Annotated in this window: 12 protein-coding genes, 1 tRNA gene and 1 other RNA gene; 5 read left to right on the top strand and 9 right to left on the bottom strand. The window is 37.8% G+C overall.

Annotated features, from left to right (window positions below; genetic code table 11):
- The first annotated feature begins 133 nt into the window (after nt 1–133).
- Nucleotides 134–655: an NUDIX hydrolase gene (locus CLOAM_RS08775; RefSeq protein WP_044279129.1), complete on the top strand. Its 522-nt coding sequence runs from the start codon at nt 134–136 to the stop codon at nt 653–655.
- Nucleotides 656–680: 25 nt separating this feature from the next.
- Here CLOAM_RS08775 and CLOAM_RS10115 read toward each other — a convergent pair whose 3' ends face one another.
- The 7 genes from CLOAM_RS10115 to nadC form a co-directional block, all read right to left on the bottom strand.
- On the bottom strand, nt 681–950 hold the full coding sequence (locus tag CLOAM_RS10115) for a type II toxin-antitoxin system YafQ family toxin (protein ID WP_015425549.1): 270 nt from the start codon (nt 948–950) through the stop codon (nt 681–683).
- Nucleotide 951: 1 nt separating this feature from the next.
- Nucleotides 952–1209 carry a hypothetical protein gene (locus CLOAM_RS08765; protein ID WP_044279128.1) on the bottom strand — a complete coding sequence of 86 codons (258 nt, stop codon included), beginning with the start codon at nt 1207–1209 and terminating at the stop codon, nt 952–954.
- Nucleotides 1199–2191, bottom strand: a complete 993-nt coding sequence (locus tag CLOAM_RS08760; RefSeq protein ID WP_015425547.1) for an SDH family Clp fold serine proteinase — start codon at nt 2189–2191, stop codon at nt 1199–1201. The genes CLOAM_RS08765 and CLOAM_RS08760 overlap by 11 nt, the downstream gene beginning before the upstream one ends.
- Before the next feature lie 179 nt (nt 2192–2370).
- Nucleotides 2371–3222, bottom strand: a complete 852-nt coding sequence (locus CLOAM_RS08755; protein ID WP_015425546.1) for a hypothetical protein — start codon at nt 3220–3222, stop codon at nt 2371–2373.
- A 74-nt stretch (nt 3223–3296) separates the two neighbouring features.
- An RNA gene (gene rnpB / locus CLOAM_RS09095) (RNase P RNA component class A) lies at nt 3297–3659 on the bottom strand.
- Nucleotides 3660–3815: 156 nt separating this feature from the next.
- Nucleotides 3816–4547, bottom strand: a complete 732-nt coding sequence (locus tag CLOAM_RS08745) for a zinc ribbon domain-containing protein (protein ID WP_015425544.1) — start codon at nt 4545–4547, stop codon at nt 3816–3818.
- Nucleotides 4548–4550: 3 nt separating this feature from the next.
- Complete coding sequence (gene nadC / locus CLOAM_RS08740; protein ID WP_044279126.1) at nt 4551–5372, bottom strand: carboxylating nicotinate-nucleotide diphosphorylase; 822 nt, start codon at nt 5370–5372, stop codon at nt 4551–4553.
- 354 nt (nt 5373–5726) lie between these two features.
- Here nadC and CLOAM_RS08735 point away from each other — a divergent pair.
- From CLOAM_RS08735 to dxr, 3 genes are all read left to right on the top strand, one after another.
- A tRNA-Ile gene (locus CLOAM_RS08735) sits at nt 5727–5802 on the top strand.
- A gap of 48 nt (nt 5803–5850) precedes the next feature.
- Nucleotides 5851–6795, top strand: a complete 945-nt coding sequence (locus CLOAM_RS08730; protein ID WP_015425541.1) for a PorV/PorQ family protein — start codon at nt 5851–5853, stop codon at nt 6793–6795.
- Complete coding sequence (gene dxr / locus CLOAM_RS08725; protein ID WP_015425540.1) at nt 6789–7934, top strand: 1-deoxy-D-xylulose-5-phosphate reductoisomerase; 1146 nt, start codon at nt 6789–6791, stop codon at nt 7932–7934. The genes CLOAM_RS08730 and dxr overlap by 7 nt, the downstream gene beginning before the upstream one ends.
- 653 nt (nt 7935–8587) lie before the next feature.
- Here the strand turns inward: dxr and CLOAM_RS08720 are convergent.
- Complete coding sequence (locus CLOAM_RS08720; RefSeq protein WP_015425539.1) at nt 8588–9028, bottom strand: Hsp20/alpha crystallin family protein; 441 nt, start codon at nt 9026–9028, stop codon at nt 8588–8590.
- 19 nt (nt 9029–9047) lie between these two features.
- Nucleotides 9048–10382: a DUF4139 domain-containing protein gene (locus CLOAM_RS08715; RefSeq protein WP_015425538.1), complete on the bottom strand. Its 1335-nt coding sequence runs from the start codon at nt 10380–10382 to the stop codon at nt 9048–9050.
- A 308-nt stretch (nt 10383–10690) separates the two neighbouring features.
- Here CLOAM_RS08715 and CLOAM_RS08710 point away from each other — a divergent pair, with 308 nt between their 5' ends.
- Nucleotides 10691–11962, top strand: a complete 1272-nt coding sequence (locus CLOAM_RS08710) for an adenylosuccinate synthase (RefSeq protein ID WP_015425537.1) — start codon at nt 10691–10693, stop codon at nt 11960–11962.
- Nucleotides 11963–11974 lie beyond the last annotated feature (12 nt).

Below are 11974 nucleotides of genomic sequence, written 5' to 3'. Positions count from 1 at the left end.
CACTTCCCCCGCTAATATTATATCCGTTGGGAAAATTCCTTTGTCATTCCTGTGCAGGCAGGAATCCAGAGAGTTTTAATCTATATAACTTTTTCTGCTTGACAAAAGAAATCGGAGAAATTAAAAAGACAATATGAAAAAACTTAATTCTGCTAACTACAAAGATGTAAATTTCTGTCTCCGTTGCGGGCATAAACTTGAGCTGAAAACAGACCACGAAAATAAGTTGAGACCTCATTGTCCCGCCTGTAATTGGGTTTATTACAAAAATCCCATTCCGGCAGTAGCAATTGTGCTCTTCAATGAAAACAGGGAATTACTTTTAGTGAAACGAGGTCTGCAACCCAAAGCAGGTTTTTGGGCTTTGCCCAGTGGTTATATGGAAATTAACCTCACTCCGGAAGAAAATGCCCTTCAGGAACTGGAGGAAGAGACAGGTCTTAAAGGCAAAATTATGCATTGCGTGGGTTGGTTTTTTGGCAAAAGTCCAATCTATGAAAGAGTTCTCAGTATTGGATTCAGGATGAAAGCTATTGGGGGAAAACTTCAAGCCGGAGATGATGCTGTTGATGTAAAATTCTTTCCCTTGAATAATCTGCCTGTTATTGCCTTTGATGCCCACAGGGATTTTATTGCCAAAGAAACAATGCTATAAGTCAAGAGGTTGAAAAGTCAAAAGGTCAATTAAACAAATTTGAGTGCGTGCCAATTCTAACTAAAATCAGAACTTCATCCTGAATTCTATACAGTAGTAGAACATCTGGGGTCAAATGACATTCTCTGCAATTATTCAGATTTCCTTTTAGCTGGTGATCTTTATATTTTGCCGGTAAGGGAATTTCTGTTATGAGTTTATTCAATGCCTCTTGCAATGCGTCAACAACTGTTTTATTATGCTCATATCTCTTATAATCTCTTTTAAATTGAGATGTATAGCTTAATTTAAGCAAATCAATTCTCTAAATTCTTTAGCAGTTCATCAATAGTATTAAAAACGGGTAAGTTATCTGGATGTTTTGATTCTTCAATAGCTGTCAGTGTTTTTTTATTGGGTTGGGGCTGTTTACTTCCAGTAAAGAGCTTTAAGAAGATTTCCTGATTATAAGAAAAGAAACCGGAAAATCTGAAGGAACTATTAGTATAATCTAAATAACTAATTTGGTTAGCAGTATTAGTAGTAGTGCCAAAACTTATAGATTTATTTAACATATCTCCATCCCTCAAAAGTAGGTGTGTTATGAATAATGATATTTGTCTCATTGCATTGTTTGGTAAGTGTACCTTCAGAAATAAACAGATGCTTACCACCTTCAATACTCTGAATAAGAGCTCTTTTACAATTATAATCTACCATATCTTTATTATTCAATAACTTTTTAGGGTCAAAGGGAATATTAAGCTCCAGTTGCCGAGAAATCGTTTCAAATATGGAATTGATTAATTCCGCATTGCGTTTATCAGCTTCTTCAACTTGTAACCCTAAGTCCTTTGCATCTTCAATGTTGATTGTATAATCGTGGCTACCGGAATCAGTGCACAGGAAATTTACAATCTTTTCTTTGTTACCATTTGGTATATGGAAATCCAAAAGTTTATTAGCCAGCATCTTTATTTGTGCTCTGGCTCTATACACCTCTCCTAAAACCAAAGGATGAATTTTTTCCGAAAGCACCTTAACAACTTCAGCCAAGGCCTGATCATTTTTAATTCCAAATTCCTTCTTTACTAATTCTATATAGCCATTAATTGCTTCTACACTAACGGGAATAGTATGCCCTGGCATATTCGGAACGGCAGGATTTAATGGAGTATTAATATTCGGGTCAATAGGTCCTAAAGTTGATTGTTTAGTCATAACAATAAAATTTGAACCTAAGCACATTAAGGTTCCTGCACTATGCGCTTTAGAGGGAATTATAATTTCCAGCTCATTACAATATTGTCGGAGAAGGTTTACCAAACTCCAAGCTGCAAGTGTATTTCCACCTCTTGTATAGAGGAATAAAGATAGCTTTGGTAGCTTGGAGCTCTTAGACATTCTTTCCAAATGGTGGGCAAAAAAGCTATGTACTTCCTGATGAATTTGGGTTTCCCATCCAGGTCTATCACCTGTAACATAAACAAGAATTTTAGTTTTGCGCAATTTTTCTAAGCTTTTAAGTAGGTTTTCCCGGCTTGATTTTGCTCTCATTTTTCTTATCCTTACCCGTTATTTCATATTTTTACTTTCTAATTATATATCATTTATGTCAAGTTAAAATTACTCCCCTTCAGGTTATTTTCTTAGTAGCGCAATTTCTTTACTCATAGTCCCATATCTCATAGATAGCATTAAATTCATATTAAGAAGAATAATCTTACTGCAGTGCACTATTTGTAGTAGTAGAGGGTTTGGTTTATTCCTGTAGCAGCTTCGGAAAGGGTGAAATACCCTTTGTTTTTAGCATCCCAACAAACTGCTTCACCTTGAGTTTCAGTAATATAGGGCATAGTTTTGGCTTCTTTGCTGAGGATAATGATGTTTTTATCATCCAGCATTATTTTGTATCTGTAAATGCCCGTATAGGTTTTAACCAGCAGCAGTTTTCCATTATTACTCAGGTCTGCAGCTGTGACCCAGGAAAGAGGTAAAGAAGCAATTCGCCTGGCATTGTTTTTATCCTTGAAATTGAAAGGATAGGGAACGCGGTAAAGTCCTACCTGTTCTTCTCTTTTACTGATAATATAAATATCTCCTGTTTTGGGTTCCAGAAAGATTGCTTCCGCATCGCGAGGTCCATCTTCGTAACTTATTTCTATAGTATCAACTGCGCTAATTTGCAGGATTTCATTTTTGCCTGTAAGCTGTGGCTCTTTAAGGCGGTAAACATAAACAGTATTATATTTGGCGTTGTTATCACCAATATCGGCAATATAAATATAGCTGATGTCATTTTGGGGGTCTTTGGCAACTGCAATATCTTCCCAATCACGGTTTTTAGTGCCTTTTAGAATTAGGGTAGAAAGAATTTTGCCATCTATGGTGAGAGCATAAATTTCAGCTTTATTTCCTGAATCGTTATGGCTAAAAAGCACCTCTTTATTAAGTATGCCAAAATCAATGCCTGATGCTTCGTTCAGGACATCGGTTTGTAACACAAATTCTTTGGGTGGTCTATTTGCTAAAGCAAAAAGAGCGATAGCAGTTGCCAGGATGAGAAAGATTATCAGCTTTTTGAGCATTTATACCTCTGAAAGGTTGATGTTTTCATCAACCATTTTGTATGTGAACGACAAGAATGTCGTTCTTCCGAAAAAAAGGGGGAAGATTTATAAGCCGGATTCTGTGCTTTCAGTTTCCCGAAAGTGATGTTCATCCATCTTGGCTGTTTTTCACAAAACAGCTCCAGCTGCCTACCCGAAAGCGATGCGGGCAACATCATAGCTTTCCTATTTGGCATTGCACCGGATAAGGCATTCCTGTCTATCTTTGTTACCAAAGATACCGGTGGTCTCTTACACCACCATTTCACCCTTACCATTTCTGAACAACAAAAATGGCGGTTTATTTCTGTGGAGCTTGCTCTGCATTACTGCAGCTTCCTGTTAGGAAGTATCCTGCCCTATGGTGTCCGGACTTTCCTCTGCCTTTTGAAGGCAGCGAACATCCAATCTTCCCTCTATAAATTATAATTCAAAACTGCAAAAAACCAAATTTCCCCGTAAACAATTTATTGTTTCACTCGTTATTTATCATTCCTGCGAAAGCGGGAATCCAGATAAAATGTAGCACAATAGCTATGTTTTCAGAACAACAATTATAATAGAACTTCAGATTAGTTAGAGGCGTCTTCCGAATTATCCTCAAAACGGTTCATCAAAATGCGACCGCAATTTTCACAATAGATAATTTTGCGTCGCAATTGAAGTTCAATTCTCATTTGTTGACGAATCACAAAACCGCATGCACCACAAGAACCATTGCGATTGTAAGCAACTGCCTGGTTGTTTTTATGTTTAATCATATTTCCGTAATGTTTAACCACAGGAACGGGCAAGGTGCGTGCTAGGTCATTTCTTTTATTGCGAACATCTTCAATCTTGGTTTCCAGAGAAGCAATTTGTTCTCTTAAATCGGTTTCTTTTTCTTTTTTTCTGGTTTCGGCTTTTTCCAGTTCAGCTTTGGCAGAGGCGACCTTTTCTTTAATTTCGTTTTCTTGGTCCATCAGTTCCAAAAGGTTGGATTCCAGATCGGAGATTTTATCTTTGATATAGGCAATTTCGCTGTTTAATGCCTTATATTCCTTGTTGTTTTTGATTTCTGCCAGTTGATTGGTATATTTTTTGTGTTGTTCCTGCAGTTGTTTTATGTCCATTTCCAGAGTGCGTTGTTTTTTGTTAATTTCTGCCCTTTGGGTTTCCACCTCAAGAAGGTTGGCGGTTGCTTGTTCTACACTTTCAATAATTTCGTTAAGTTGTTTGGGCAGTTCTTTTTGTAAAACCCTATAGCGGCCAATTTCATCATCCAGGGTTTGCATTTGGGCTAAAGTTCTCAGTTGTTCTTCCATAGTTTACTCCTTAAATAACAAACTGATATCCAGTGACTTATAAGAATGAGTGAGGGCTCCGGAAGAGATAAATTGCACTCCTGTTTCGGCAAAAGAACGAATGTTTTCTTCTGTAATGCCTCCTGAAACCTCAAATTCCAGAATATCTTTATATTTTTTTACTGCCTTTCTTATTTGCGTAGGAGTCATATTATCCAGCATCACTCTATCCACTTTAGCTTTAGCCGCTTCGTCAACTTCTTTTAGATTTGTAACTTCCACTTCAATTTTATAACTGGTATTATGTTTACGGATGCGATTTACTGCTTCCGTGATAGAGCCACAGGCACGAATATGATTTTCTTTAATCAACACCATATCAAATAAGCCAAAACGGTGATTATAGCCACCTCCTACGCGGACAGCATATTTTTCCAGGGAACGCAAAAGAGGAGTTGTTTTACGGGTATCCAAAAGTTTTACATTTGTTCCTTCTAGCAAGGAAACGAATTTTGCCGTTTTAGTGGCAATTCCGGAAAGCCGTTGCAGAAAGTTTAAGGCAGTCCTTTCACCTTGTAAAATGGAAGAAGGACGCCCTTCCAGGCGCATAATTTCTTCATTGGGCATAATTTTATCGCCATCTTTGTTATAGAGAACGATTTTCAGTTCCGGATCAACCATCCGAAAAACGAGGCGTGCAACATCTACTCCTGCCAAGACACCTTCTTCTTTCGGAATAATGTAAGCAATATTATTTTGGGGTTCCAAATCCAGATAGCGGGTAGTTATATCTCCACTTCCGATATCTTCTTCCAGACCTTTACGGATTATTTCATCAATAAACACGCTACCTCCAAGGCAAAAAAAAAGCATCTGCGTTTTGCAAATGCTTTTTTTCTATTGTATGTTCAATCTTGTCAGGTTGGCATAATTTCTTGTTTTGGTAACACATATAACTATCTTCCTCTTATTTATTTACTTTTATTTTGTCTCCCTGCAATCTGTCAAGACAAAATATTCTTTTCTCTTACTTTTTTGGCTTGACGAAAATCTGCCTCAGGGATTTTAGGGTTTTAAATGTAAATCAGGGCAGGGATTTCCGACTTGCCAAAGCTGATAAAATCAGTTATTATAAGTATAGATTTGGTATTTTCCGAAATGGAATTAGGCAAGCCGGGAAAATGTAATAAAAAACTTAGGGGGCCTATAGCTCAGCTGGTAGAGCTACCGGCTCATAACCGGTTGGTCGGGGGTTCGAATCCCTCTGGGCCCACCATTTTTTCTCCCGTTTTTTATAAGTATGAACAGACAAGAGGAAGGTTAAATGAAAATCCAGGTTCTGGTTATCTGCTTATTGCTGATAACTATACCCCTTACTGCTACAAAATATGCGGGAGAAATTTTCGCTGTAAGTCCTGGAGTTCTTTCCACAGCAATGGGTTCTACAGGTCTTACTTATGTCGGCAGTTTATCTGCAGGTTGGTGGAATCCGGCTCTTTTAGCTTTGAATCCTGAAAGTGGAATAGAACTTATGCGCTGTGAGCATTTTGAGGGTTTAATGGCGCAAAATCAACTAAGTTTAATTATTGGCTCCAAAACCAAAACATCTTTGACTTTCAATCACTTAGCCATAGATAAAATAAAATTAACCAAACTGGAAAACCCCGATGACAGTTTAAGTAACGAAAACCGTCCTGTCGTTTGGAAAACCATTAGCAATCAGGACTTTATTCTTTATGCAGGTTTGGCAAGACAGCTTAAGAAAACACTCTATTTAGGAATTTCACCCAAGCTGGCATACAGGTCTTTGGCAGAGAACAGCGGTTATGCTTTTGGAGCTGATCTGGGAATGCTTTGGCAGATAAATAAACAGGCAAATTTAGGGGTAAACCTCAGAGATTTTTTCAGCACTCAAGTTCTTTGGGAAGGGGGAGAGAATGAAACTGTTATTCCCAATCTGGATTTGGAATTGAGCTATGATTTTTCTCCCATAAAGAATATTCCTGTTCATCTTGCCGTGCGGAGTGAAATTTTACTGGAAAACAGAGAAGCAACCTTGGAAACGGGTGATTTAAGCGCCGATTTCCACGCCGGAATTGCAGTTCAGCCAATTTCTAATTTGTGTTTACTTGCCGGATACGATATTGATTGTTTTACTGCCGGAATCGGGGTTTCCTATAAGCGCTTAGGGTTAAATTATGCCTTCCGTAATGGTTCGGAGGACGATTTGGGCTATTCTCAAAGGATTTCTGTTTCTTATCAATGGTAAAGAAATCAATTGCTCTTTTAGGAGCAACAGGTTCAATTGGAACCTCCGCTTTGGCAGTGGCTGAAGAGCAGAATGTTTCAATTGTTTTGGCTACGGCTCAGAAAAATTATTCTTCCCTTCTGCAAAAAGCTTATCAACATCATATTCCCTGTCTGATTTTTACAGGAATAGAAGATAAGGAACTACAAACCAAGCTGAAAAGTGAAAATCCTGACAAAAGGATATATTTTGGCGAAGCAGAATTGCTAAAGGCAATTGCGAATGAGAATTACGATATTGCTTTAAATGCAATAGCCGGTTCGGCAGGACTCCGCTATAGTTATGCTATCTTACAAAACAATAAAACACTGGCTTTGGCAAATAAAGAATCCCTAATTATGGGAGGACATATTTTAACCAAAATGCTTGCGGGTAAACCAATTTTGCCTGTAGATAGCGAACTTAGCGCTCTTTTTCAGGCAATTGGAAATCATCCTGCAGAAGAAATCAGATTTTTGCATCTTACTGCTTCCGGTGGTATTTTCCGTGACCTGCCTTTTGAGGATTTTAACCAAATATCACCTCAGCAGGCACTAAAAAATCCGAACTGGACAATGGGAACTAAAGTTACTCTGGATTCGGCAACGATGTTCAATAAAGCACTGGAAGCGATGGAAACACATTGGTTATTCAATCAGCCCTATTCAAAAATCAAGGCAGTAATTCATCCGCAATCAATTATTCATTCTCTGGTAGAATTTATTGACGGTTCTTTTTTAGCTCAAATGAGTATGCCGGATATGAAATTGCCGATTTTATATGCTCTTTCCTATCCTCAAAGGGTTGAATCGCAGCTTGTGGAAACGGATTTAATGTCTCTTCCACCTTTAACCTTTCAGGAAATTGACCCGCAACGCTATCCCTTATTTTATTTAGGTTTGGAAGCAGCTAAAGCGGGAGGAATTTATCCCACCGTTATCAATTCCGCAGTGGAAGCGGTTTCTGTCCTCTTTTTGCAGAATAAAATTCCCTATCTGAAAATGTTTGATTTGGTTAAAAAGGCATTGGATGAACAGGAACCTATCCTTGATCCCGATCTGGAAACCATTCTGCAAATCAATGCTCAGACCTATCAAAAAGTCCTGCAATATGTAATATAATTTCCATTTTAAGAAGGCATATATTAAAAATCCCTTTAGGGGTTGAGGGAAAAATATAATTTCTTTAGAAAAGAGTTCCGTAGGAACGACAGATATTAACAACGGGTTTTAACCCGGTGCAAAAAGATAGCGACGAAAGAGATAATGAAAAGGAAAAAATACAGGACTTATATTCTTTGAGGGGCTTACGCCACCATCGCTATCATTGTGTCGCCCTGACGGGCTTTTGGCAAAGAGCAAAGAGCGCAGTGCATAAAGTTTTTTAGCCATTTTTAACGAGGGGCTTACGCCACCATCGCTATTATTGTGTTGCCCTTCGGGCTTTCAAACCTATTGCATTAATTGGATTAAAACCCATTTTTATATACCTATCGTTCTATTGTTATTTCTGGGAAAGCAGGAATCCAGAGGGAAAAATTATAACTATATATCTTCAGAGGATTGAAATCCGTTATTATATACCTGTTATCTCTAACGGGATTTTATATCTATGGCATTTCCAAGTAGAAATTATCTCCTCCAACTTTCTCCTTACAATTCACACACCCACAACCCATCCTTTACTATGGATTGAGGATGGGTGGATGATGAGTAGAGGTTGGGTTCAAGTATGCAACCAGTAACAAACAGAGAAGGTAAGGAAAAATTAGTTGTTATTGCACGGGAATAATCCTTTCCACAATGGGTGCCAGGTTAAAGGCAATTCTTAGAATTCCGTTGATATAGGTAATTTTAGGGTTATCCTTATCAATGTTCAAATCCGGAAAGAATATCTTCCGGTCAAACCTTCCGGTTTCAATCTCCATATTATAGTAGCAAACGGTTGTATTGGAATTGGGGAAACCCCTATTTCCGCTAATTCTGAGGTATTCAGGAGAAATTGAAACGCTTATTTCATCCTTTTCCACTCCAGCCAGTTCGGCAATCACAATCCACTCTGTATCTGTTTGAAAGACATCACATTTGGGATGCCAAACATCGTCTATGGCATTTTCAATGGCTAAGGGACTATTAGTTAAGGCAGAAACCTCTCCCAGCAATTTAAGCATTTCTCGTTGAATTCCAACGATGTTGGAAAATATTTTTTCACGCATAGCAAAACTCCGTTTTTGTTTAATACTCGCTACGTTCTCTAAAAGTCCATACTATTTCTTTATCGGGAGCGATATCAATGCTGAAAGTAACTTTATCGTTACTATCTATAGTGTATTTATAATCGGCTTCCACGATGCGGGTATTAGGAGAAAGTTGGTGAGTTACTTTAATGGTTTTGTTTTTATTAGAATTATTCCTTAAAGTTATTTGGATGAGACGTTCGGTGATATATTTGGAGATTTGTGTTTGTTCTTTCAAGCGGGTAGAGGCAATTAGGTCAAAAGCAGTTCCGGTATTGATAGAGACCTCTTCATTTCTGGAAGTGTGGTTAATGCTGTCCTCACCTATAAATTCCAGGTTGCCATCGCTATCTTGTTTATATACCTTGATAATCCCTTTGGGAAGAGGCATTCCAGCACCGTTATCTGTAGTATTTTTGAATTTGATGATACTTTTAACATTAGCAGCATAGGTGGGATATTGATATTCAGCATAAGCTTTAATGTTTTTGGGAGGATAAAGTTCCAGTTGTTTTGTCTGATTATTGGCAAAGGAGACCTTTTGGTCTAAAGTATATAAATGAAAGTCGTGAAATGCCTTTTCTTCAAAGGAAGGAGCGGCAGATTCTTGTGCTGTACTTGCATCATAACTGATTAAACTGCCTCTTTTTCCATAAAATCCAGAATAAACCCGGTTGATGTCTCCCGCAATAAGCTTTAGCATCACATCGTTAAATGCTTTGCCGGAAGTGTTATTGATGGTTACCCAGGAATTAAATTGTAATGTCTTTTCGTCCCAAACCGTGTTATAGGTAACATCCCAGCTTAAGCCACCCGTTAAATAAGACATTTGAACAGGATATTTTGCTTTTTTAGAGGCAATTATGCTCCAATGCAAAGTTGGTTTTGTGTAAAAATTATCTGGCAATTCAGCTAACTGAATCCACTGAGTTTCGCTTTCGGAAATTACCAATAAGCGTTCAGTTCCTTTTTCAATAATACCTATGCTGTTGTCACTATAAAACTTGAGAATTCCGGTTAATCTGGATTGGTCTTTCGTGATAATCAGAACCTCCCTATCCAGATATTTAGCCATAATCTGCCATTTTCCAGCTAAATCGTATTCAAAATTCTGCTCCGCTATGCGAATTCCATTTCCAGTAACAATTACGGATGAAGGGTCTATTCTACTGGTTATATCGCTAAAATTGATATCCTGGCGTCCATTTTCCAGCTCTAGCTCAAAACGGCTGCGAACTAAAGAAAGATCATTATTGTAAATTGTTAACCAGTCCTCTGCCAATAAAGGTAAGGCAAACAGCAGAAGGATAATGACTGTGAGAAAGTTCTTCATTATATCTCCTTGTAAAATTTGAATCCTATATTACAAGCTAATTTTTTTACCTTTTATGTCAAGGAGAAATGAAGGGTGAAAAATGAAAGATGAAGGTTGAAAATTGTGATCCTTCCGGTATTCTGAACCACAACTGACTTGCCTGAGCACTATTTCCTTTCGTTATTTCTGAACCATCACGATCTTATGCATGGGTTTCACCTTTTCACTTTTTCACCATTCACCCGTTCAATCACTAACCTGAAGAAATAGATTGACAGAAATAGAAATAATGATTAAGATGTTTTATATAATATAAGGAGAAGATAATGGCATCAATATTGGTTTTGGGAAGTATGTGGGGTGATGAAGGAAAAGCTAAAATAGTTGATTACTTAGCTTCTTCAGCAGATTATGTTGTGCGTTTTCAAGGTGGAAGTAATGCCGGTCATACTATTGTAAGTGGTGGAAAAAAATATGTGTTACATACTATTCCGTCAGGAATCTTATATCCCCAAACCAAATGCCTTATTGGAGCAGGTGTTTTAATTGATCCACCGGCAGTTATTGAGGAAATAAAAACACTGGAACAAGCGGGAATTAACTTTAAAAATCGTCTTCTTATTGACCTTCGGGCTGGAATCGTTTTGCCACTTCATAAACAAATAGACCTGGAAATTGAAACTAAACGCAGAGGAATGCAAATTGGCACAACCCTTAAAGGAATTGGTCCTGCCTACAGTGATCTTACTGCCAGATTTGGAATTAGAATGGAAGACCTGGCAAACCCCATTTCTTTAAGAGACCGTATTAAGCAATTATATGGTTACCATCATATTGGAATAGGTAAACAGGACTTGGATATCCTGGTGGAAAAACTGCAAAAGGATTGGAAATACTTGAAAAAATATGTTGGCGATGTGGAAATCTTGCTTAATAATATTGCCGTTAAAGAGGAAAAAACCATTCTCTTTGAAGGAGCTCAGGGAACTTTACTGGATTTAACTTTTGGCACTTATCCTTTTGTAACTTCCTCCAGAGTAATGACTGATGGCGTTGGAATTGGAACAGGATTTTCAGCCAGGCGTTTGAATAAGGTTTTAGGTGTTTATAAAGCATACGCTACCAGAGTGGGAATAGGTCCTTTTCCCACAGAAATGATTTGTGCAGATACAGTTGATTATATTCGGAAGATAGGAAATGAATATGGTTCCACAACAGGAAGACCCCGAAGAATTGGCTGGTTTGATGCTGTAGCAGGAAAATTTTCTGCGCGGATAAATGCTTTGGATAATGCAGTTCTCACTTGCCTGGATGTTCTAACCGGCATAGAAGAATTAAAAATCTGCACCGGTTACAAATACGAAGGGAAAATTCACTGTTCTCTGGATTTGAATGAATTACAATTAATTCTTTCCGAACCTGTATATGAGACATTTGACGGCTGGGATACAGACATCAGCAACTGCAAAAATATCAATAAGTTGCCTTTGACAGCCCGACTTTACATTAAAGCCATAGAAGATCATATTCAAACTCCTATTTCGCTTGTATCGGTAGGTAAAGAAAGGCATCAAACAATTGAAATTAAACCCCTGTAGAGGTAAGGAAAG

This window comes from Candidatus Cloacimonas acidaminovorans str. Evry (assembly GCF_000146065.2).
In the GTDB taxonomy this organism is placed as follows: domain Bacteria; phylum Cloacimonadota; class Cloacimonadia; order Cloacimonadales; family Cloacimonadaceae; genus Cloacimonas; species Cloacimonas acidaminivorans.
The sequence above is the reverse complement of the archived record's forward strand: the minus strand, read 5'-3'. Positions and strand labels throughout refer to the sequence as shown.